15 protein-coding genes and 9 pseudogenes are annotated in these 21,540 nt (G+C 58.5%); 13 read left to right on the top strand and 11 right to left on the bottom strand.

The window, feature by feature from the left end; translation table 11 throughout:
* Positions 1–184: 184 nt before the first annotated feature.
* Both ABIB73_RS37115 and ABIB73_RS37110 read left to right on the top strand, forming a co-directional pair.
* Positions 185–1,119: pseudogene (locus tag ABIB73_RS37115) on the top strand (IS630 family transposase); the annotation flags it as partial.
* A 296-nt stretch (positions 1,120–1,415) separates the two neighbouring features.
* A complete protein-coding gene (locus ABIB73_RS37110; RefSeq protein WP_354098012.1) occupies positions 1,416–1,730 on the top strand; it encodes a hypothetical protein in 315 nt (104 codons plus the stop codon).
* Here the strand turns inward: ABIB73_RS37110 and ABIB73_RS37105 are convergent.
* Entirely contained in the window at positions 1,667–2,065 is a 399-nt protein-coding gene (locus ABIB73_RS37105; protein WP_354097912.1) for a cobalamin-dependent protein, read from the bottom strand. The genes ABIB73_RS37110 and ABIB73_RS37105 overlap by 64 nt on opposite strands.
* Before the next feature lie 487 nt (positions 2,066–2,552).
* Positions 2,553–4,043: a S10 family peptidase gene (locus tag ABIB73_RS37100; RefSeq protein WP_502918486.1), complete on the bottom strand. Its 1,491-nt coding sequence runs from the start codon at positions 4,041–4,043 to the stop codon at positions 2,553–2,555.
* Between the two features lie 838 nt (positions 4,044–4,881).
* Here ABIB73_RS37100 and ABIB73_RS37095 point away from each other — a divergent pair.
* Together ABIB73_RS37095 and ABIB73_RS37090 are read left to right on the top strand one after the other, a co-directional pair.
* Positions 4,882–5,086, top strand: a pseudogene (locus ABIB73_RS37095) (IS630 family transposase); the annotation flags it as partial.
* Positions 5,087–5,722: 636 nt separating this feature from the next.
* The gene (locus ABIB73_RS37090; protein ID WP_354232378.1) at positions 5,723–6,835 is read left to right on the top strand and encodes a hypothetical protein; all 1,113 of its coding nucleotides are present in this window, start codon (positions 5,723–5,725) and stop codon (positions 6,833–6,835) included.
* A 117-nt stretch (positions 6,836–6,952) separates the two neighbouring features.
* On the opposite strand, the pseudogene ABIB73_RS37085 reads toward ABIB73_RS37090, so the two are convergent.
* The 3 genes and pseudogenes from ABIB73_RS37085 to aepX all read right to left on the bottom strand — a co-directional run.
* Positions 6,953–7,493: pseudogene (locus tag ABIB73_RS37085) on the bottom strand (IS630 family transposase); the annotation flags it as partial.
* Between the two features lie 471 nt (positions 7,494–7,964).
* Entirely contained in the window at positions 7,965–9,578 is a 1,614-nt protein-coding gene (locus ABIB73_RS37080) for a glycerophosphodiester phosphodiesterase family protein (protein WP_354097915.1), read from the bottom strand.
* Between the two features lie 315 nt (positions 9,579–9,893).
* Positions 9,894–10,754 (bottom strand): phosphoenolpyruvate mutase, encoded by an 861-nt coding sequence (gene aepX / locus ABIB73_RS37075; protein WP_354098005.1) that lies wholly within the window; start codon positions 10,752–10,754, stop codon positions 9,894–9,896.
* A 182-nt stretch (positions 10,755–10,936) separates the two neighbouring features.
* Between aepX and ABIB73_RS37070 the strand changes: the two are divergent.
* The 7 genes and pseudogenes from ABIB73_RS37070 to ABIB73_RS37040 all read left to right on the top strand — a co-directional run.
* Positions 10,937–11,216, top strand: a pseudogene (locus ABIB73_RS37070) (transposase); the annotation flags it as partial.
* A 117-nt stretch (positions 11,217–11,333) separates the two neighbouring features.
* Positions 11,334–11,757 (top strand): annotated as a pseudogene (locus ABIB73_RS37065) (transposase); the annotation flags it as partial.
* Between the two features lie 568 nt (positions 11,758–12,325).
* Entirely contained in the window at positions 12,326–13,534 is a 1,209-nt protein-coding gene (locus ABIB73_RS37060) for a pyridoxal phosphate-dependent aminotransferase (protein ID WP_354098006.1), read from the top strand.
* A gap of 24 nt (positions 13,535–13,558) precedes the next feature.
* The gene (locus tag ABIB73_RS37055) at positions 13,559–14,374 is read left to right on the top strand and encodes a phosphocholine cytidylyltransferase family protein (RefSeq protein ID WP_354097916.1); all 816 of its coding nucleotides are present in this window, start codon (positions 13,559–13,561) and stop codon (positions 14,372–14,374) included.
* Entirely contained in the window at positions 14,371–14,991 is a 621-nt protein-coding gene (locus ABIB73_RS37050) for a CDP-alcohol phosphatidyltransferase family protein (protein ID WP_354097917.1), read from the top strand. The genes ABIB73_RS37055 and ABIB73_RS37050 overlap by 4 nt, the downstream gene beginning before the upstream one ends.
* 43 nt (positions 14,992–15,034) lie before the next feature.
* Positions 15,035–16,174 carry an aminotransferase-like domain-containing protein gene (locus tag ABIB73_RS37045; RefSeq protein WP_354097918.1) on the top strand — a complete coding sequence of 380 codons (1,140 nt, stop codon included), beginning with the start codon at positions 15,035–15,037 and terminating at the stop codon, positions 16,172–16,174.
* A gap of 59 nt (positions 16,175–16,233) precedes the next feature.
* The gene (locus tag ABIB73_RS37040) at positions 16,234–16,737 is read left to right on the top strand and encodes a GNAT family N-acetyltransferase (protein ID WP_354097919.1); all 504 of its coding nucleotides are present in this window, start codon (positions 16,234–16,236) and stop codon (positions 16,735–16,737) included.
* Between the two features lie 170 nt (positions 16,738–16,907).
* On the opposite strand, the gene ABIB73_RS37035 is transcribed toward ABIB73_RS37040, so the two are convergent.
* The 4 genes and pseudogenes from ABIB73_RS37035 to ABIB73_RS37020 all read right to left on the bottom strand — a co-directional run bounded on the left by ABIB73_RS37035 (position 16,908) and on the right by ABIB73_RS37020 (position 19,268).
* Complete coding sequence (locus ABIB73_RS37035) at positions 16,908–17,345, bottom strand: peptidase dimerization domain-containing protein (protein WP_354097920.1); 438 nt, start codon at positions 17,343–17,345, stop codon at positions 16,908–16,910.
* Positions 17,346–17,754: 409 nt separating this feature from the next.
* Positions 17,755–17,940: pseudogene (locus ABIB73_RS37030) on the bottom strand (lytic transglycosylase domain-containing protein); the annotation flags it as partial.
* A 359-nt stretch (positions 17,941–18,299) separates the two neighbouring features.
* Positions 18,300–18,805, bottom strand: a pseudogene (locus ABIB73_RS37025) (S26 family signal peptidase).
* A pseudogene (locus ABIB73_RS37020) lies at positions 18,805–19,268 on the bottom strand (DUF2840 domain-containing protein). Before ABIB73_RS37020 ends, ABIB73_RS37025 begins: the two co-directional pseudogenes overlap by 1 nt.
* Before the next feature lie 326 nt (positions 19,269–19,594).
* Here ABIB73_RS37020 and ABIB73_RS37015 point away from each other — a divergent pair.
* Both ABIB73_RS37015 and ABIB73_RS37010 read left to right on the top strand, forming a co-directional pair.
* Positions 19,595–20,416 carry an IS110 family transposase gene (locus ABIB73_RS37015; RefSeq protein ID WP_354232375.1) on the top strand — a complete coding sequence of 274 codons (822 nt, stop codon included), beginning with the start codon at positions 19,595–19,597 and terminating at the stop codon, positions 20,414–20,416.
* Between the two features lie 8 nt (positions 20,417–20,424).
* Positions 20,425–20,643, top strand: a complete 219-nt coding sequence (locus tag ABIB73_RS37010) for a hypothetical protein (RefSeq protein ID WP_354097922.1) — start codon at positions 20,425–20,427, stop codon at positions 20,641–20,643.
* Between the two features lie 245 nt (positions 20,644–20,888).
* Here ABIB73_RS37010 and ABIB73_RS37005 read toward each other — a convergent pair.
* Both ABIB73_RS37005 and ABIB73_RS37000 read right to left on the bottom strand, forming a co-directional pair.
* A pseudogene (locus tag ABIB73_RS37005) lies at positions 20,889–21,089 on the bottom strand (replication initiator protein A); the annotation flags it as partial.
* 3 nt (positions 21,090–21,092) lie between these two features.
* Positions 21,093–21,371, bottom strand: coding sequence for a helix-turn-helix transcriptional regulator (locus ABIB73_RS37000; protein ID WP_354097923.1), 279 nt, complete (start codon positions 21,369–21,371; stop codon positions 21,093–21,095).
* Positions 21,372–21,540: the final 169 nt, after the last annotated feature.

Below are 21,540 nucleotides of genomic sequence, written 5' to 3'. Positions count from 1 at the left end.
ACCAATTCAGCGCAACGGCCCTGGTCTGAGTCAGGCGTGGATGGACTGATCTTGGCGCTCTGACCGCGGGACTTGTCGATGCTAATGGTGACTAGAGCGTTAACCCATCTGACTGAATCGTTGGGAATCACAAATCAGCGTTTTGGTGATTCAAGCTACCCGCCGGGACGGGAGGCCGGCGGGCATGGCGAAACCGCTGTCGATGGACCTTCGGGAACGAGTGCTTGCCACCATTGCGGGCGGCGTATCCGGCCGGCAGGCTGCCGAGCGGTTTGAAGTAAGTGCGGCGAGCGTCAGCCGATGGCGGATGCGCGAGCGAGAGCAAGGGGATGCCCAGCCAAGAGCTCAAGGCGGTGATCGCAAGTCCCACCGGATCGATGCCCATCAGGCGAGGATCATGGCCTTGCTCAAGGCAACCCCTGACATCACCATCGAGGAATTGCGCGACAGCCTGAGCAAAGAAGGTCTTTCCTTCGGCTATGGGACGATCCGTCGCTTCTTCGAGCGCCACAACATCACGCGCAAAAAAAGACCGCCCATGCCACCTAGCAAGATCGCCCGGATGTCTTGACGCGGCGGGAAGCCTGGCGCGAGAGCCAAGGCAAGCTCGATCGTGACGGGCTCGTCTTCATTGATGAGACCTGGGCGTCGACCAACATGGCGCGAACACATGGCCGCTGCCAGCGCGGCGAACGTCTGCGAGCCGCCGTTCCGCACGGCCCACTGGAAAACAACAACCTGCGTGGCTGCTCTAACCACGCGCGGCATCATCGCGCCCTGGGTGCTCGATGGCCCTATCAACCGTGATGCCTTCGAGACTTACGTGGAAAAGGTGCTCGTTCCCGAGCTTCCGCAAGACGCGATTGTTATCATGGACAACCTCTCCAGCCACAAAGGGCCGCGCATACGCGAGATGATCGAAGCTGCCGGCGCGACGCTCCTCTATCTTCCGCCCTACAGCCCCGACCTCAACCCGATCGAGAATGCCTTCGCCAAGCTCAAAGCAAATTTGCGAAAGGCCGCCGAACGTACGGTCAATGGTCTGTGGGATGCCGTTGGCCGCATCGTCGACACCTACACCCCGCAGAATCCACAAACTACTTCGTGGCCGCAGGGTACTTGCAACCTGATCGGCTAACGCTCTCTAGCACCTTGCCCAACAGGTGGCGCGTTACCGCGTCGGCAGCCGCCGGCTTGGCATGATAGAACCCTACGGTCGGGCTGCGCGCCATCTGCCCTCTTAAACAACCTGAGACGGCGAGCTGATCGTCTCCGAACTCTCGTCGCGGTTCAGGCGCCCGCTCGTGCACTGCTGGCCTTGAAGACCGGAAAGCGCTTTTGCTCGATTTGCACGTACTCGCCGTTTTTGTTACGGCCTGTGCGACGTCATACACCAGCCCGGCCGACGCGTAGGCGTGTTCAACCCGTGTCGCCAGCGTCTGGTATTTGATCTTGTTCCCTGCGACCTGAGCGTCAACAAGGCCATCGACGTCATGCTCACGCGACTCAACGGCGTCCAGGAGGAGTTCCATGAAGGCGAGGTCGTGCCGCCGCAGTTCGGTCGCAAGCGCGTGGATTCGAGCAGTTCCTCGTCCTCGAGTGCCTTTGGCGCGCTCGCAGATAGTTTCTTCGGCCTCGCCGAGGACCACGACGTCGAACCCAGCGTTCAGGAACTCATCCGGGTGAAAGGTCGGCCTGTAGTGATCGTCGGGGTTTGTAGACCACGCTGACGAAGCAGCTGCATGACTTCGATTGCCCGAGCCATATTGGATCGGTAGCAGGAAAATCCGATCCACAGCGGGACCGGCAGCCGGGCTATCGAATCTGCGATCTCGTCACTCGTCGGACCGCCCAGCCAACCGTCGATGATTTGGACATTCGCTCCCTTGCTTCTGAGAATACTCGCCAGGTAACCGAGCCCCAAATTTTCCTCGGCGGTACGGTGCGTGATCGGCGCGGGCGTAGCCAGAACTATCGGCGGAATACCGCGTAAGGGTAAGACTGCCTCGCGCAACGCGAACCTCTCGGTATTCCGTGTACAGTTACGACTAGCTGTGAACGACACTCAGAGGTGCTTCCCATTGACGCTCCTAAGATGCCAGTTGTGCAGAACTGCTCTCTGAGGAGATTTACCACGGCAGTAGAAATTTGATGGTTGTACAAGATTGACGCAATGCAAGGGTAGATAGGAACACTCAAGAAGCCGTTTTCAAGCGCCCGCAGAGTCGGGAAAGGCAAACCTCACCCGAGTCGGCAACAATGATGCGGCACAAGCGACAAGGAGGAGGCTCCCCTGATCCATAACCAAAACCGGGGGAACCATGAACTTACACGTCGGGCTTGATATTTCTCAGCGCAAAACCGCCATCTGCGTAGTCAACGGCAAAGGCAAGATCATTGCCGAAGCGATATCCATAGCTGGCTGGTCGGCAAAGAGATCGATCTCACGGCCATCCAGGGAGTTTGCCTCGAAGCCGGCGCCATGAGCAGCTTCATCTATAACTATGCTCGTGCGAACACGAGCATGCTTGTGACCCAGTTCGCGGCGCGGGTTACTTCATAATCGCTTCGGCCTCTGCACGAAAAGCCTGGCGCGAGCCATCTCGTGAATAGAACATGTGGCCGCCTGGGTAGACTCCGAGTTTGACGCGCGGTGCTGAAGCAAATGGCGGCAATTGGTCGAGCACGATCTGTGATCCGAGATAAGGCGTGGCGAGGTCAAACAGGCCGTGCCCGACCAGCAATTTCATCTTCGGGTCGGTTGCGAGAATCTGGCGCAGCTCCGACAGCGACTCCGGAGGCCCGCGGCCGAAATCCCAAGCCAGCCTGACCGCGCCGTTGACTAGCTCATAGGAGCCGTCTGGCCGCCAGTTTAGCTTGCGCGTAAGGAGATCGACAGTGGCGCTGGTCAAAGGTGCGAGCAGCGTGTCGCTCGACGGATCGCCGGAAAGATGGAAATCCGAGTCCGGAAACGGATCGAGGCCACGCACTGAGGCGTCATATCTGCCGATTAACATGCCGTTCTTACGATCGAACTCACGGCGAAACGCGGCGAGGTCGAAGCGGCCCGCGAGCCTGCGACTCACCGCCTGATCGATGCCGGTCAGCGCCGCGACCTTGTCGGCCAGACGCATGGTCGCTTCCCTGTCCGCCTGACCTTTGATGAGGTCGATCAGAAACTCTCCGCGTGCATAAGCTTCCACGTCGGCGAGATCGGCTCGCTTTACCGGACCCTCGGCTTCACGCAGGGTCGCGACATAGCTCGGCAGTGTTGCGATGTATTGCAGCAGGCCAGTGCGGGCAAATTGGCCATAGTCGAAGAGTGGCGAGACCATTATCAGGCCCTTGACGCCTATGCCCTGCCGCATCTGCAACTGGTGCACAACCTTTGGCCCGCGAATGCCCCCATAGCTTTCACCCACGATGTATTTCGGCGACAACAGCCGGTCATGCTCTTCGAGCCAGCGACGGACCACCAGCGCGAGCGCGTTGACGTCGCCGTCAACTGAAAAGAGCCGCTTGCGCACATCATCGCCGGTTCCCACGAAACGGCTATAGCCTGTGCCTACGGGGTCGATAAACACCAAATCGGTGAAGTCGAGCCAAGTCTCCGCGTTTGGCCTCACCTCCGGAAAAGTGGATGGCGTGACCTCGTCTGCATTGATCGGCAGCCGCCACGGTCCGGCATTGCCGAGCTGCAGCCAGGCCGATGATGAGCCCGGTCCTCCGTTGAAGAAGAACGTTACCGGGCGCGTGCCGCGATCGGTGCCGTCAAGCTGATAGGAGGTATAGACGATGTCGGCCTCCGGCTCGCCCTTCTCGTCGAACAGGCGGATGGAGCCGGCCGTCGCGATGAAAGAGAGCGTCCGCCCAGGGAGATCAAGCGTTTGCCTGGTGCTGGAGTCCGGCGGCAGGCGATGCTGCTCGGCGGCCGACGGCGTACTCGGCGCTTGGCCGGCGCGTTCGCCGGGGCCGCCGTTCTGGCCGGCTGGCGTCGTGGCATTGGCGCGCGGCGGCGGATTGTCTGCCTGCGCGCTCCCCATGATCCCGCTGGCAAAAAGGATCAACGCAAGAGAGGTGCTGCACAGTGCGGTCGACGACATAGAGGTTCTCCTGTGCAGGGCTTGCACTGTTGATGCGCGAGGCGTGTCTGTCAAAACGACCTAGTCATTAGCTCATGCGTGGGAACAACAAACCTACTAGAGTCAGCAGTTGTCACCGTCGGCGGGTGCAGATCATATGCCCCCACCATCGCCAATCGCCCCGATTGGCGGCTTGACCGCTGATCAGCTCAACGCGCTCGGCCTTCACGGCATGGCCAAGGCCTTCGTCGACATCGGAAGTCCCGCTCGATGTCGCAGGAACTGCTTCAGTTTTTCAGGGATCTCCGACAGCGATTTCTCAAAATTCTGGAAATACGCGTCTCGCGATGATGAATACTGGACCAAGTCGCGAAGTTCGAAGACCCGTGGAAGCTCCCGTCGATACACGTTTATCCTCCGCCACACCAAAGGGCGGCGACCAGAGCGAAAATCGCGGCGCCCGCGAAGCCCTTAGTGACTGCTGACGTAGGCTTGCTCTGATTGTAGGTGATTCAACAGATCGGCCAGGTCGTCGGCGTCTTCCAGGGGGAGGCCATTTTGGGTGACGTCATTGATCAGCAGCAAAACCGGTGCGGATGTCGTAAACCGTCCAGCCATTCGTCTCGGACTGAATATCGTATCGTACAGTCATTCCTCATCATGACACGCGGCATGGTTGTTTCAAATCTTGTTTGCAAGTGGAGAGAACGATGCATTTCCGTTGTGCAGGGCGCATCCGGCTTCGCCGGTTAGACTCTAGCTACCTATCCAGCGACGAACGGGGTCCTTGTCCTTCGGCATCGATGAGAAAAGCCAGATCCAGGCACTCGAACGCGAGCTACCGGCCTTGGCGGTGATGCCTGGGTACCGGGCGGCCCAGATACGTGCGCCGTCGATGCCTGCTGTCTGCAGCGCTCGATGTCACTCGGGCTTCCGTCATCGGCAAACGCCTCAAGCGTCATCGAGCCATCGAGTTGTTGAAGTTCTTGAAAAGAAACGATGCTCCAGGCTTCGATATCGATGAACGCTCCGTGTTGTCGCGTTCAGCACTGTTCGGTTTGATACGTTTATGGCAGAGACCCGACACCGAGACTCGGTTCTACGTTGGCGCAGTGCAAAGCGCATCGTTTCGTCAACGGCTCGCACAGCATCTCTTGTGGCACGCCGATTGCCTATAAGTGGCAAACAACCTGTTGCGATCACGGCCGTCGTGAAATCGCATGGAGTAAATTGTGACCACCGTGGCGCACGTTTAACGTCACAACTGAGAGACTGGGAAGTGATGACAACTCGTGCGCGCGCATCGGCCAGCAAGGATGGACTGCAGGATACTCGGATTGATTTCGCCGCAGCGCTTCGGCTGATCCACCTGCTCGGCCTTGATGGCGCATCCACAACCAAATCTCGATCCGCGCCTGGCGCGCATGATCGCTTTCTGATCATTAGTAATGAAGGATGCAGGGCTGAAGCAGTTCGACAAAGGAAGTCGCCGTTTCATGAAAGCAGCCGCAGCACTCCAAGCCCCAGACGTCAAAAGCAAGTAATCTCGTCGGGGCCGCCGTGGCGTGTGACGGATTTTAAGTCGCAGGCATGGCGCTCGGTCGATCTAAGGAATCCGTTGCAGCAGGTGGAGTGCGGCCATGAGCATTCAGAAAAAGAGGATCGCAAAATTCGATCTTGCACTCAAAAATAGGCACGGTGTTCGTATCGAGGAAGTCTTTAGACTTGGCGCACTGAGAGACGGAATTCAACTTCTCACGACCGATATATCATTTCCAATTCTTGGGCAAATCATACCGAGACTCGAAATCGAAATATTTGGCCCGCAGTTCGTCAAAAAGATCACCGTACGGATCAATTCGAACTCGCCATTTATGTTTGATGGAGAGGTCCTCTTTGCATCAATAAACGACGAGATTGAACAAGTCCGTTGTCGACAACATATTGACCCCGAACACTCGCCTACGGGTATGTACAATTTCGGTATGATGCGCGCGAATGGCGCCCGGAGTTTCGTGTTCGATTATCATGTTTACTGCTGTTATTCATGCGAGTTCTGTTTTAAAGAAAATGAGTGGGAGGCGCTGGCCATTCAGGGAGGTGATACTAATTACAAGGCCAATTTTCAGGAGTGTTTGAATTATGCGGACAGGAATGGCCACACGTTTGATGACAAATACGATATCGTTTGGCTATGCACTGGAAGCATCAAGGATGAGAAGACCGAATTGGATCGACATTCGACAATCTCTCGTCGGCTCAGAGAGGCGGGGTATACAAAGAATATTTACGTATCCCAGGTGGTTCCGCCGAGCATCCGAAACGACAGGGATAAGCGAAGAAATTACCTTTCAGTTCTGAGAGATGCTGGCGTTTCGCGATTCAACACGGGGGTCGATATCGTCGATGCCGGAATGCGAAGAAAGTATATCCGTGGCCTGAAGGGCGAATACACTTTTGAAGAGTACATGGCGATCTTTGCCGACGCAGTCGACGTGTTTGGTCGGTTCGGAGCCGGAAGCTGCCTTCTGGCCGGAATTGAGGCTGCAGAGAACACGATTAATGGATTGGAAGAATTGGCGAAGATCGGCGTAGCACCTGCTCCGACGGTGTTGACACCGTTCGTCGTAAAGCAAATGGGCATTCCATTCTCGTTCGATCTCGAAGAGCTGATAGATACCCATGTTCGCTTCAAGAATATTGTCGCCCGATATGAGCTGCCAGTCTTCTCCGGCGTATTCAGCTTGGCTTGAGGCGTCGATAGCTACAATCCATGCGGCGTTGTTGGCTCAAAACTAGGAATCCATGAGCGCGCCGCCAGGTTCTTGAAGGATCGCTATGAAAGCCCGCTGGACCTAGCTAGTGGTTCATCACAGTAATTTTGACTCTTTGGCGATGGTTGGATATGCGCGGCCGAGTTTGGCGCCGGCTTTGTCGGTTGTGAACATCCATTTGATGCGGTCTCGTGCTTCTGTTGCCATGCTGCGATCTCTTTTCGGAGCCGTTTGGCGTCGTCGATGCGGCGGCCGAGACACTGGCGCTGCAGCACGCTGATCTCGCACTCGACCATGTTGAGCCAACTGACGTGTTTCGGTGTGTAGTAGAATTCGAGGCGACGCAGGATGCGACGGGCCTCGGCGGGCGCAAATGCTTGATACAGCGCGCCGGCGGACTGATCGACAGATTGTCCTGCACGACACGGATACTGGCGGCATCGGGATAATGGACGTCGACGAGTTCACGCATGCAGTGGGCGTAGTCCACGGCGGCGCGGCGGCCTGCTATCTTGACGTTGCGCCAGCCGCGATGCGGATCGAAGTTAACGAAGAGATTGACGGTGCCGTTGCGGCGGTACTCATAATCGTAGCGCTCGCGCTGTCCGGGCCTGGCCGGTATCGGCTGACGCACCTCGGAGCCCAAGTTTCCGAGATCAGGGAATTGCGTTCTGATGTGATTACGTTCATGTCGTGTCGCTCCTCACGCATCGGCGCGAGCAGGAGAGCCGGCCAGACGCGGCGCGTATTCCCCGACGTCGCCACGTACTGAACGGCACCGCTGCACACGGCGCGGATGCCCTTCATACCAAGCAGCAGGCGATCGTTCGGCAGCCGACGGAACGATGTGATGGTTAGGTAAAACTGGTTGCTGCTTTTTGCTCTCATGCACGAGCTTAGCAATACGTGCTTCTGCGTGAATGCGGCAGCGGAGGTCGAGCGCGGTCTCGTCTGCCGATTCACGATGGCGGGCCGCCAACTGAGGCGGTCCTACTCTTGCAGGGCTTCATGTTTGGATTTCTTCGACTGGCCAGCTCATCATATCCCTTCGCAGCTTTCTGCAGGGGGTGTGCAACAATCGTGGTGCAGATCACCACGGGCCATAGGCTCACCGATGCCGTGGATCGCTCATCCAGCTCGGCTTGCCACTGATAACCTTCGGTGCGTCGATAATGAATGCCGGGTTGTGGTGGGCATCTGTCGGAATGGCATAATCCGCATCACTGCCCTCAGTGATATGGCCGGTGGCATAGAGCGTCTCCAAATAAGCATTGTCGGACAGCAGCACGTCGGCATAGGGCTCAAGCGCGCCGAAAGTGGCGCGGAACTCCATGTCGGGACGGCCGGGCAGGGTGATCGGCACACCCTGAGTACTATAGTAAAACTTTTGCCCGTTAACGGAGAACGCTTCCGAGATATAGGACGCCGTGACAGGCGTACTGGCGAACTTCTTGCCCGCTGCCTGGAATTTCGCGGTCACCTGATTCATCTTGTCGAAGTTGTCGGTTCCCTTGAAACGGGAGATTTCCACCATGGTGAGATTGCCCAGCCTATCGAAGGAGGTCAGCCAATCGCCGGCCTGGGTGACCTGGTCTTTATCGATGTGAGGCGACTGGACGTCTTCCGCCTTGATGAGAAGCGGAATCAGATTGAGCTTGTTATCAGGCGAGACAGTCACATTGGCAAAGTTCAGTGCATCAAGTACTTTTCTGGTCTTGCTGTCCCGGCTCGCAATAATCAGGTCGGTAGTGGGCACATAGGTTGAATAGATCTTGATGCCGAGGTGCCTCCGCACGTCAGCATTATCAAGCGCCGACAGCGCCGTGATTGTTCTGATCGTCGATACCTCGTCCTTGGGGTCGATGATAACGTTGAACTCCTCGCCGTTTCTATTCTTCTCGCGAACGTAATCGATGATCTTCTGCAGGTCTTCCATCTGTTGCGGATTGCCGTGGCGGTCAAGCGCCGGAAGTCGTTCATTATTGATGGGATTCCATATCGAGAGGTTCATGTTCTTGATTTCCTCGGTAGGGACATCCGAAATCAGGCAATTGTTCGGATCGCCGGTAACCCGCCCGAGTGTACTGTCATGCATCATCCAGGCATGGCCGCTCTTATCCGCGCGAAGATCGAGTTCGACACTGTGGAAACCGTGCTTAAGCGCGTTGTCGGCGGCTGAAATGGTGTTTTCGAGAATGCCCTTGGAATTATCGAACAAACCGCGGTGCGGCAGTATTTGCTTCCGATGCGGATCGATGCCGCGGGTCTTGGCTTCGGGGCCGGTCAGGAAGAGATCCTTCCCGTAACCGGAGGTGTCGATTTCGGACTCTGCGTCGGCAAGAGGGCGCCTATCCAGACCGAAGCTGGATTTCCAAGCGGCCTTGTTGCCGGCCGCCAGCCACTCGGTGATCGTCTTGTTGACGGTGCCATCGACGGGATCGTCCGGATCATTGGAGCCAAATTTTTGGGTTTTCTCGCCACATGCGGGAACCCGCGGCTGCATCCAGCCAGCCTTCGCCTCGTCTCCCGCGTTCGCATCGGTGACACTGCCAGCCGCAGCTGAGGCGACAACTATGGTCCCAATCAACCCTAGCCGGGTCAGTTGCTTGCGCCAGCGGCGCATACTGCAAGAGAACACGTTGCGAACGGCGTCGCCACGCAGATCTGTCACGTTGGCGACGGTGCCCGAAGAGTTGAGCAGAACTGTCCCTTGCCTTAACATAAGCGCTCTCCGTCGGTCTCAAATGTTACTTGTGGTTGCTGTTGCGATGTGGAAGCTACGAGCTTTCTTGAAGAGGAAGACGATCACCGTCCGCGTTGGCGCCTCTTCAAGAGAGAAATGAGCCCGTAGATCTGCAGCATGTTCGGACCAGCCGCGCATGAGCTGTCGCGCCCGTTTATAACGTATCTAATTTTGGGAGGGAACGCCTGTGCTTCACTGAAAACTACGGTGGAGCGTACCAGTAAGGCGGCCGATTGCATGGCGGTGGTCCTTCGAGAATGAGTTTGTTTGCGTTTAAATGAGAGGTCATCGCCCTCAGTCAAGAGGGTGAAGATAGCGCGCTTCCGCGCGGGCAAGTTCGTCATACCTCAACAGTTCGAAGACCTCATCGAGCGTCGCAATATTGGGCTCGATACCGGCAACGCCTTCTTCGGCAATGATACGACGGCAGATCTGCTGCATTGCCGCTATTGCAGCTCGCACTGAGTGGTTGGCCCAGATCACTGTTGAGATGCGGGCATTACGATACGCAGAGACCGGTGTTCGATAGTATGTCGTTGGCACGATCACGACGGGCAATCGGCTTTGCCAGGTGCGCGTGAAGGAAAGAACCTCGTCCGCGGTGCTCTTTCGCGAGTGAATGAGGATCGCATCCGCACCCGCGTCTGCGTAAGCGTGAGCGCGTAAAATGGCTTCGTCCATTCCATGCCCCGCGATCAACGCCTCGATCCGGGCCACGAGGACCAAGTCTTCCGCGACTGTATCCTTAACTGCCCGCAGGCGGCCGGAGAATTCGTGGATATCGGCGAGGGGATGACGATCGCCAATGAGCGAGTTCATCTTCGGAAAGCAGCTGTCCTCCAGCGCAACGCCCGCAGCGCCTCGTTGATGGAGCTTGCGGGCAAGGAGGCGTGCATTGTTGAAATTCCCGAAGCCGCCATCGCCGTCAACCAGAACAGGCAGTTTGCTCGAGTCCACGATCCGCTCGACTGCATCGACAAGTTGGCACCATGACGCTTCGTTGGCATCACGATACCCAAGAGAGGAGGCAATTGAAAGACCGGACGCCCAGAGACCTTTGAACCCAGCGCGCGCGGCGATCGCAGCGGAGAGGCCGTCATGCGCTTCCATGAGGAAGGAGAGTTCAAGATTGGAGCACACCTGTGCACGCAGCATTTCTGCGAGCGAGGATGCGGTGCATCGATCAGGACCGTTGGCGAGTACAGATTGTGGTTGACGTTTCATGCCGAACACCCCAGGAGCGACGGTTGAGCAACGCGACTGAGCAGCCCAACCTTCATTCGGCAATCACTCGGCTTTTCTGACATCTAGATCAATTAGTAGGCTTGATAGTTGACGGGGCGTTCCGCGCCCGTCCGGTCGAGGGCGACGGCTCTCTCTGTGGATCGACGCCACCTACGTGAAGGTGCGCCAGCAGGGGCGCATTGTCTCGGTCGCGGGGATCGTCGCGATCGGCGTACAGTGATGGCCGGCGCGAAGTCCGGGGCGTGGATGTCGGCCCATCCCCGGATGGCGTCCTGCGCAGGCTCGCGAGGCGAGGTCTGCGCCGCCTCAAGCTAGTGAATCTCGAACGCCCACGAGGGCATCAAGGCCGCCGCCAAGGTGCTGAACGCCACGTGACAGCGCTGCCGAGTGGATGTTGTTGAAAAGAGTTCGCGCGGACTGATTCCGTTTTCCTTGTGAGTCGCGGTCGGAGGGGCGCCATATGCTGGGAAGGAACAGAATCAGCTAGAGCTGTTCGTCACCTCCTCGCTTCGCCAGCAAATGCCCGACGACCAGTGGCGGTTCGGGTTGATCGCGTACTCTGTTCCTCTGGGCTACACCACGAAGTCTCACTGTTATTTCTTCGGCGATGGCCGGGCGATTATCCGGAAGTCGCTGTACGGTTGATGCTCGCTGGGCTGTCACTGGGCATCCTCGACGATCGGAGGCTCAAGTCAATGTCGCCATCCAATGGTTCGTCGGCTACGGACCGCATGACGCTCTTCCCGACCACTCCAGCTTGATACGCATCCGCGAGCGGTGGGGTGCAGAGCGCCACCGCATGATCTTCAAGCGGACGGTCGGGGCCCGTCTCAAGGCGAAGATCGCCACCGCTGAGGTCGTTCACGTCGATGCATCGCTTATCCGCACCACTCTGAGCTCAAGAAGCATCGTCGGTAGAGCGGGCGGCACTCTCACGATCGGACTGCGGCATGTTTCAAGCGCCTCGTGCATCGACATGCTTGCAAATGATAGAAGCCATCGCCAAGGGCAAGTCTAGACCTACTCGACTCCGAGCACCGTAGAGCCGCAACTCTCGTCTCAATTCTAACGACTTACGTTTGCGCTCGGGTCAACTACCAATGTTAGTATCTGATCTACTGATGGGAGCAAACTATTTGTCGGATGAGCGTCGGGCTACGCAAACATCAGCTGCAAGGAGTTCAGCATGCAGACTCACTCACAATCTGTTCTGGCCGACGGCCGCGATCGATGCGTTGGCTCCTCGGTTCCAAAATACTGTGTGCTCAGGTCTGCTCCAACCGCGCCCCTCCTTGTAAGTGCATGAAGGGCATCTTGGCGCGATGAAGAGGTCGCCGGTCTCAATGAACTCTAAAGCCCCATTTGGCTACGACGCGGTTGTCGATCGGAAGAGTGATATCCGCCGAGGCAGATCGCGTACCGGCGGCGAAGCGGTTGCGATCACCGTAACAAATTCGACCATCGATGCAGGAGGAGCGCACATGTTGGCGCAACGGATGTCTTTGCTGTCAGGTTCGGGCACTGCCGCCGCCCGTGAGGCGGCTAAGATAGCTGCCGCGACCGGCCGTCAGATCATCGATCTGGCCGACGGCGAAGTCATCATCGAGCCACCATCATCCGTACGCGAAGGAGCGATTGCCGCCATCAATGCCGGGGCGAACCGGTATACCGATTCCATCGGCCTGACGCCGCTTCGCGGCGCCGTTGCCGCAAAGCTGTCTGCGGAAACAGGCATCGACTGGAATACGGATAACATCGCTATCACTGCGGGTGCAAAGCAGGGCCTGCTCGACGCTGCTTTGGCCGTGTTCAATCCCGGTGATGAGGTCATCATCATTCGCCCCTGCTGGCCGACATTCTCGTCCCAGGTTCTTCTCGTCGGCGCTAAGCCCGTGTTCGTTGACGCCCGTCCCCCGACATATATTCCCGAAATTTATGCAATCCGTGCCGCTGTCACCCCGCGCACGAAAGCCATTATCATAAACTCGCCGAACAATCCGACTGGCGCAGTGTATGATCGAACGACTCTACAAGCTATCGGCGATCTCGCGATCAACTATCAGCTCTGGATCATTTCCGACGAAAGCTACTCCAGCTTCGTATTCACCGGTTCGCGCCATGAGTCGATCGTCATGGCGCATCCCGGCGTCCGTTCAAGGACAATCCTGGTCAACGCCTTCTCAAAAGAGCTGGCGATCACCGGTTGGCGCCTGGGTTACTTCGCAGCTCCTCCAGAGATCGTTTCCGCGGCCAAGAAGCTGCAGAGCCATACGACCTCGAATGCCAATGTAATCGCACAGCACGCCATCCTGCATCACCTTCAAGTCGGCGACGGCAGTTTTGAACGAAAGATGCATGAGCGTCTGTCCGACGCTCGTAACAATGGTCTTCGCATCCTCTCTGGTCTGCAGGACGTAAGCTCGCCGGGCGCCGACGGCTCGTTCTTCTTCTATCTCGATCTCAGTAGGCTTGTCTCAGCTTTGCCGGCCGGCGGCCACCTTCGATCCACCGACGACATTGCACGATTGCTCCTGGAGGAAGCCGATGTGGGATCCGTTGCCGGCGGTACCTTTGGCGACGTGAATGGCCTGCGTCTCTGCTTCGGTGCTCCGCCAGACCTGCTGGAGACGGGACTGAAACGCGTCGTCGGGACCCTGAACAGCCTGAAGACCAGGCAAGCAGCGACTTGAAACTTTCAGGAAGGACGTTTCAAAATGCTCAATGGTACACGGGCGGTGATCCTTGCCGCAGGAATGGGCTCCAGGCTGCGCCCCTACACGGAATTCGTTCCGAAACCTTTGGTGGAGGTGAACGGAACCCCGATGCTGCACAACGCGCTGCATCAGTTGTCTGAGCTCGGGGCTCGCGAAGCAACCATCGTCGTGGGTTATCGCGAAGAAGCCATCGAACAGTCCTGCGGCCATCGGTTCGAGGCGGTCGACATCGAGTATGTCCACAATCCCATCTTCGATCGGACCGGCAGCGCCTATTCCTTATGGCTAGCGCGAAATACAATGCTTGCCGGCGACACCGTCTTTCTCGAAGGCGATGTGTTCTTTGAGCGCGAAGTCCTCGAAAGAACAATTCGAACGGTCTCATCTACCCAGCAGAGCGTAGCGGCTGTTGCGGCGTTCAACGCAGCAATGAGTGGTTCCGCCGTCAAGCTGGTTGACGATGGTTCTGTCGTCGCGTTCGTCATGAACCAGACGCCCGTCGAGGCCCAGGCCAGGGGTCTCTTCAAGACCATCAACCTGACGCGCTTTTCCGCAGACGCCTCGCGCGAACAGCTGGTGCCAGCATTGCACCAGGCTGTGGAAAGCGGGCATCGTACGGCCTATGTTGAGCAGGTCCTCGCACGGCTTGTCGAGCAGCGAGAGCTGCAGCTTTCAGCGGCGGATTGCAGCGATACCCGCTGGTTCGAAATCGATTGCGAAGATGATCTGCGCCTAGCGGAGAAGATTTTCGCGCCGTCGATGGGCCGCGCAGTTTCCGCGGCGAGTTCCATCCCGCTGACGGGAGCAAGGCGATGATCGGGTATCTGCGTGACTATGCAAATGCAATCACCGCCGTCGCCTATCTGTTTGCCGTCATCGGGCTGTTCCTGGCTTTAAACGGCAAGATAGAGCTCGGCGTTGCGGCAATGCTCTGGACCTGGTTTTTGGATCATTGGGACGGGCATGTTGCCCGCAAGACGAGCCATCTTCGCGGTCGAGGTGTGCCGGAATTCGGAAAGAGTTTTGATGGATTTGCCGACTTCTTTCATGGAGTCGTTTTCCCGGCTGCAGTGATCATCCTTATCAGTCAAGGAACTGCCCTGTCGCTCGTCGCGAGCGTGCTTCTCGTTTTAGCGGGTGCCATCAGGCTCAGCTATTTCGAGAACGTCGGACTGACATCTGACGCCAGGTTTGCCGGTCTTCCGGTGTCCTACGATACGCCACTGCTGGCGATCCTTCTCCTGGTGCGGCCCTTTGTGGCGAGTGATGTGTTCCCGGCCATGGTCGCCTGCGCTTTCATTTTCCTGGCAATCATGCACGTGACGACGGCCATCCGCGTTCCGGCGATCCGCGGTGCGGCCATTCCGATCGCGACGGTCGGTGCAATCGCAGCGTCGGTTGCGCTTGTGATCCAAGAGACTATCGGGACTTAAGCCAGCGGCAGCGTGTGGACCCGCTAGGTTCGGGGAGGAAACAATGGACGATCTTCAAAAGGTTCAAAAGGCTAACCCAGTTGTTGGCTCTCTGATCGACTTCGGACGGAATTTCCCACCGCCGAGTCCGATCGTGGAATTGGCGATCGCAGATTCGTTTGCGCATCTTCAAAAGACGGATGTTGCGAACGCGATTCGCTTTCCCCGTTTCACCGGCACGGAGAAGGATCGTCGCGCGGGTGCGGCTTGGCTTTCCCGACGCTTAGGCCAGGAGCCGGAAGCTGACAGAATCGTCCTAGCCAATGGTTCGCAAGCCATTCTGGCCATGCTGATGGCCCGCTACGTCAAACCGGGTGGGATATTGCTGACCGAGGCGCTTACCTATCCTGCGATCAAGCCGCTTTCGGCGATGTTCGATATTCGGCTGCACGGTGTTGCGATCGACGACGAAGGAATCTTGCCTGATAGCCTGGACGAAGAGTGCCGCAGGCTGCATGGCAAGGCGAGCGCTCTCTATTGCATGCCGACTCTTCACAATCCGACGTCGGCAACAATGTCGGATGGGCGAAGACAAGACGTCGCGAAAATCGCACGTCGGCATGATCTGGCGATTTTTGAAGATGATATCTACGGCGTCTTGCCGACAGATGCACCACCCCCGCTAGCAGCCTACGCGCCTGAACGCAGCTGGTACTTCGTCGGGCTCAGCAAGTCGTTGGCATCGCAGCTGCGTGTCGCCTACGTTCTTGCGCCGAGCAGAGCTTTGGGGGAAGGCGCATTCTGGCCAGGCGTGCGGACCACCAACTGGATGGTGGCTCCTTTGATGGCCGAGATTGCGTCACATTGGGTCCTGACCGGACTTGCCAACGATATCCTGCAGTCTGTCCGGGCTGAAACCGAAGAGCGCAAGAGACTGGCTGTATCGCGTCTGCCAACCGCATCGATTCATCTCGAGAGTCTCAATTATCACCTATGGCTTGACCTTCCCGAGCACGCCAGCCTGGCCGATTTTGTCATGTCGGCGCGGCAGGCTGGGGTCATGGTCGGAGCAGGCGATTCTTTTGCGGTCAACAATGATCGAGGCGACCGAAAGTTTCGGATCGGGCTCGGTGTGCCCGCGGATCAGCACAGTCTGATCGATGGATTGGACGTAATCGCTTCTCTCTTCAGTGTGAACGGCTGAAGGTTCTTGGAAGACGCGAACGGCATCTTCCCACACAGGCAAATGGAAGGAGTATGCAGATGCAATTCTCGATCAGTCAGACCACCTTGGACAAAGTGTTGCCCCTGCGACACAAACTGCTGCGGCCCGATCATATCGGATCGGATGCGCCCTTCGAATTCAAGTTGACGTCGGCCGACATGTCCGACATTTCCATTCACTTGATCGCCTCCGCAACCGATCGGGTAATAGGGATTCTTTCGGCCGGCCCCGAGCCGTGCCCCTTCCGTCGCTGCGAAAACAGCTGGCGGCTGAGAGGCTTCGCGGTCAACAGGAGCATGCGCCGGCAGGGTATCGGCGCCGCGCTGGTAGGAACGATGATACTGAAAGCTCATCAACAAGGCGCCAGTGCACTCTGGGGCAATCCGCGCGTCATCGGAGCATTGCATACCTATATGCATTTCGGCTTCGAAACCGTTGGCGAACAATATGAAATTCCACCATTTGGGCTTCATCAGAACGCGATCCGTCATTTCACCGACGATCTGCTCTCGTCTTTGAACGCGATAGATGTTGCTGCATAGGTTCAAAACGTTTTCGCTGCTCGACAATGGCGTTTTCCGGCGGCCCTGGTTCGCTCATCAAATCTCCGATTTTGCGGGGTCAGTGCGTTGAAACGTCATGCCGCTGCGCCACTTGCGTCATACAAGCTCCGGGCAAAAACGCCTAGTCCAAAGTCTGGCGCCGTTCCTCCTCATTCCACAGATTGCATCTCGGGTAAAAGAATGTTCTTGGCAAAAGCGTGGACCTTATCCACGACATCATCAATCTCTTGCTGGCGGGATCCCCGCACCTCATAGTCGAAGCAGCATTCAGCGGGAACCGCAGCAACCCACTGCCCGCCGCGGATGGGAGCAATGTTCACTGTCGCAAAAGGTACTGATTGAAGTGTATCGTGAGATCCATCAAGCATCAGCTTCCTGCCTATGTCATCTAGATGGCTGATGAGCCTGGCAGCGTACGAAACCGCGTTCACGCCATGCGGCGCCAGCGAAGAGTGACAACCTCGCCCCCGCACCGTGACGCGCTCGGCGCGCTTGCCCTTGTGCCCGACAACTACCTCCATCATCGTTGGCTCTCCGACGATGCAAGCAAATGGCTTTGTGGGTCGTCGAGCAATCTCGCGCAGCATTTGTCGAACTCCAACGATTCCAACCTCTTCGTCGTAAGAAAGCGACAGATGGATTGGAAACAGCAGTTTTCGTCCCGTCTGATCGTCGCACAAACAGCCCCGTCGCACGAGGGACGAGTGCAGTACCCGCCTTAGGCGCTGCTTTCGACGAGTTCATTGTACGGACGCCAGATGCCGAGTTGCCGTCAGGCAATAAGCTCTCGGACCGCTCAAAAAGGACTGGCGCTTGCTGCCACGCGGCGAAGCGTCTGGCACCCGAACCGCTGCTGTTGCGCTGCTCAATGCCGATCAATGGTGCGAGTCTAGCGATGTAGATTTGTGTTTCATCCGGAAGCGGTCGACCGGTGGCCAGGTGCTCCTCATACCGTCTTGGTCCCGCATTGTAGGCTGCGAGAAACCCTTCCGATCCGAAATGATCGAGCATCTGGCGAAGGTACGCTGCCCCAGCCATAATGTTGACGTGGGGCTCAAACGGATCGATACCGAGATCGTGACGAACGCTCAGCTCGACCCAGGTCGCGGGCATGATTTGCATGAACCCGATCGCTCCCCGAGGCGATATGGCCTGCGCATTCCCGCCGCTTTCGGCCTGCATGACGGCACGAATCCAACGCTCCGGCATCGCGAACCGATGCGAGGCTTCGGTCACGAACGCGGTGTATGCAAGGCCAGGAAGCAGGTTTGAGGAGCGCGCGGCGTGTGCGCGCGATCCAGCCTCCGCTCTGCCGGCCGTGGCGCTGCGAACGTCATGAGAATCCCCAGAGAGCAAGCAGCGGCTCCAGATAGCATTGTGCGGGCTGCCGCCAACGACAAAGCTCTTCCCGGCCGGCACTGGGGCAGCGCGAGACGGCCGCGACGCGCGCCGATTGCCGACAATTCGGCCGGGATGGAGGAATGAAGTTGCGATCGGCCGAACAGAGAAACCGCAAGCCAGTGGGGCAACGTCGGCATTTGTCAGTCCTCCCTGGTCCACACCGGTACCGCTTGCCCGATGACGGTCGATGTCGGGAGCGGTCCGAAATATCGGCCGTCAAAGGACACCGCCGACTGCCAGTTCATGAGAAAGACCTCGTCCTCAGCGACGACCCGGCAGCCCTGCCAGGCCGGCAATGGCCTGCCACGGCGGTCGCGCGCGCGTGCCTGGCCCATTTCGATGCTGTCGACGACGATTGTAATTCCCGTTCTGCAGACGGTTTGTCCGGGCAACGCCAGCACGCGCTTGAGCATCGGAAGACCGCTCGGCAAATAGCCGTTGAAGTCGAGGAAGCTCGCAAGCGGCTCCGGTGCCGAACGGCCACGAGCTCAGTGATGTGCAATCGTGCGGTCCCTTGCAAACGGTAGAGGCCGATCGGCACACTTTCGGAAGCGTTCCAGATGTACGACAGTGAGGTGTCGGTGACCGGCCAAAGCGCGAGCGTTGTGGCCCCACATATCGAAAGAACTATCCTTAGCTGCCCCATCAGAACACCATCCTGCGCCGGCGGAGCCACGCCTGGTGGCGCGCACGCGTATAAGGTCGTGGCGTTTCGTTGACGGAAAGCCGGTTGTGGACGTGATGCCAATACTCGGGGCTGCATCGGCAGGATCGATGCCGAGTGACTCCACGGCGTCGATCAACTCGAGAACGCGCTCGACCTTTCGCCAGCCAGCCAGTCGCAGCAGGCTTTCGCCGCCGGGGCTGACCCAAGGCACGGTCGAATACCGCTGCCCCGGCGTGATCGCGCGCAGAATGTCGATGCGAGACAGGATGGTTCCGAAGTCATTGGACGTCCAGCGCACGAACGCAAAGGTGCTGCCGGGCCCAAACGAGAGAATGCGCCTGTGATGATCAATGACCTTTTCCGATATAGCCTTGCCGAACCGGATTCGGTTCTCGATCCGCTTCTCGAGCCACAAGAGTTCAATAGTTGTGAGGTCGCTCACCTGGCCGCTCCATAGTTATGAGAGGAATCTTGGACATGCCAACGGGTGCGCTGTCGCCAGCGCATCGAAGTCAGAGCCTTCGTTTCGGCAGAATGGTCGTGATGAAGCGTCGATGATCGGCGTTGTCGAAGCGATGCGGCGCTTCTGCTGCTGCCAAGGATCGCAGCCGAGTGGCTCCAATTCGTTACAAGGACTCCAAAGGATTCCAGGTTAGACGGGGTACTGGCCGGTGTCCCCTCTCCGGCCGTGCTGCTGCGAGGAAGCTTCACAACGATTCGCGAACGGAACGCGCGGCACGTTCCGGCGGTCGGCGGTGGAGGCGCATGATGGATTTCTATGCAGCGGTCGATGTGTCGCTGGAGACGATGAACATTTGCGTGGTGGATGGCGATGGCAACGTCGGCAGGGAGGCGAAGCTCGAGACCGATCCGGATGCGATCGAGCTGTTCCTGGCGGAATGGGGCATTCACTTGAAACGTGTCGGTCTTGAGGCCTTCTGCTATAGCGCCTCGCGGTTCACGGCGCTTGCCGAAAAGGGTCTCCCGATGATCTGCATAGAGAACCGGCACGCCAAGGCGGCGCTGAACGCGATACTGAACAAGACCCACCGCAACGACGCCAACGGCATTGCACAGATGATGCGGACCGGCTGGCTCCGCGCGGTTCTTGGCAAGTCGGAGAGCGCACAGACATTGCGGGCGCTGCTGGTCGGGCGCAACACGATGCTCGGCAAGGTGCTGAACAGGGAGAACATGATCCGCGGCCTGTTGCGCCCGTTCGGTCTCAAAGTCGGCGAAATCTCGGTCGGCCATTTTGACGCGCGGGTGCGCGATCTCTTGCCCGGAAAGAAAGAATTGGAAGCGATCGTCGCGCCGCTGTTGGACGCCCGCAATTCAATGCGCCTGCAGCTGGCAAAGCTACACCGCATGGTCCTGACGGCGACGCGCAGCGACAGCGCAGTGCGACGGATGATGACCGGGGCCGGTGTCGGCGCGCTCGTGGCGCTGACGTTTCGCGCGACCGTTGATAATCCGGCGAGATTCAAGAGGTCGACCAATGTTGGCGTCCATTGCGGGCTGACGCCACGGCGCTTCAATCCGGCCAGACCGACCCGATCGGCAGCATCTCCAAATGCAGCGATGAGCTGACGCGGGCGATGCTGTACGAGGCAGCGATCGCGATCCTCACGCGCATTCCGAAGAATTTTAAGCTGCGGCTGTGGAGCCTGCGGCTGGCCAGGAAGAAGGGTCTTAAGCGCGCGGCGACGGCGGTGGCGCGCGCGCTCGCCGTGCTGCTGCACAAGATCGGGATCGGTGGCTCGACCTTCCAGTTTGGCGCCAGCGGCAAGCGCGGCCGGGTCGCTGCGGCGGCTTAAGGGCCTCCTGAACCCGGCCGCTTCCACGCGCGTTCCGCCACGGCGGAGCGGCGTCTCCCGAGGGGACGGGGATGTGGGCGAGATCGCGACCTTTCTGGGCGGCGGCTTCATGCACACCTTTGAATCCATCAAGCACGGCGCTGGTTGGCCTGACCGCCCATTCTCCAAATTCCGGCATGTGGTGGTCTTGCCAACCACGGACGTTAGCGAGTCCTCCTCGACGAGCGAGCTGCCGCAAGGGAATCGGCTTCAACACGAATGGTGATGGTGCCTGCGCGGAAATCGATGGGAACATTGCGCTTCGATTTTGCCAGCGAAAAGAACGGATACGCCATCAGGTCTTGCGCGTCCCGTGGCGCCAGATCGCCCGGGAGGGCGCGAAACAGATCGAGTTGGTCGCGCTCTGATCGCCGCCTCCCGCTTGCAGTGGAGTTGCTGTCCGGCATGCGTCAGCGCCGCTCCTTGCCGGCATACGGGACGGGTGTGTGCCGTTTCGCGGGCAGGACCGTGCCTGTGCCGGGATCGCTGGTGGACGTTTTGGCGCCGCGGTCAATCCACGCCTTCAGGTCCTCGAGGGCATACACAACGCGACCGCCGAGCTTGCGGTAGGTCGGACCTGTCCCATAGGTGCGGTGCTTTTCCAGGGTTCGGCCGGAGAGTCCGAGAAAGCGCGCCGCTTCGGGCGTGCGCAGGTATCGCGGTGGCAGGCCGGCGTGCGGATCGGGCATTTGCGAGGCTCCGTGGTCGTCTGGAGCGCGGCCGGCTCGGGCCGCGCATCGACGGTCACGATGGCGCAGTAGGAGTGCCTAGGGGGATGCCGAAGATCGAGCGGTGATTTTCGGCACCCCTGCTCTACTCCTTGCGAGACGAAGGACGTAGCAATGCGCGATAGCCGCC

The sequence above is a fragment of the Bradyrhizobium sp. F1.4.3 genome (genome assembly GCF_040548375.1).
GTDB lineage: Bacteria > Pseudomonadota > Alphaproteobacteria > Rhizobiales > Xanthobacteraceae > Bradyrhizobium.
This window is presented reverse-complemented; position numbering and strand designations above follow the sequence as displayed.

Bases quoted from the DNA above. Each gene is read 5' to 3' on its own strand.
- ABIB73_RS37100 (WP_502918486.1), bottom strand. From the start codon at position 4,043: ATGGGGAGCGCGCAGGCAGACAATCCGCCGCCGCGCGCCAATGCCACG.
- ABIB73_RS37090 (WP_354232378.1), top strand. From the start codon at position 5,723: ATGAGCATTCAGAAAAAGAGGATCGCAAAATTCGATCTTGCACTCAAA.
- ABIB73_RS37080 (WP_354097915.1), bottom strand. From the start codon at position 9,578: ATGTTAAGGCAAGGGACAGTTCTGCTCAACTCTTCGGGCACCGTCGCC.
- aepX (WP_354098005.1), bottom strand. From the start codon at position 10,754: ATGCTGCGTGCACAGGTGTGCTCCAATCTTGAACTCTCCTTCCTCATG.
- ABIB73_RS37060 (WP_354098006.1), top strand. From the start codon at position 12,326: ATGTTGGCGCAACGGATGTCTTTGCTGTCAGGTTCGGGCACTGCCGCC.
- ABIB73_RS37055 (WP_354097916.1), top strand. From the start codon at position 13,559: ATGCTCAATGGTACACGGGCGGTGATCCTTGCCGCAGGAATGGGCTCC.
- ABIB73_RS37050 (WP_354097917.1), top strand. From the start codon at position 14,371: ATGATCGGGTATCTGCGTGACTATGCAAATGCAATCACCGCCGTCGCC.
- ABIB73_RS37045 (WP_354097918.1), top strand. From the start codon at position 15,035: ATGGACGATCTTCAAAAGGTTCAAAAGGCTAACCCAGTTGTTGGCTCT.
- ABIB73_RS37040 (WP_354097919.1), top strand. From the start codon at position 16,234: ATGCAATTCTCGATCAGTCAGACCACCTTGGACAAAGTGTTGCCCCTG.
- ABIB73_RS37035 (WP_354097920.1), bottom strand. From the start codon at position 17,345: ATGCTGCGCGAGATTGCTCGACGACCCACAAAGCCATTTGCTTGCATC.
- ABIB73_RS37015 (WP_354232375.1), top strand. From the start codon at position 19,595: ATGGATTTCTATGCAGCGGTCGATGTGTCGCTGGAGACGATGAACATT.
- ABIB73_RS37010 (WP_354097922.1), top strand. From the start codon at position 20,425: ATGCTGTACGAGGCAGCGATCGCGATCCTCACGCGCATTCCGAAGAAT.
- ABIB73_RS37000 (WP_354097923.1), bottom strand. From the start codon at position 21,371: ATGCCCGATCCGCACGCCGGCCTGCCACCGCGATACCTGCGCACGCCC.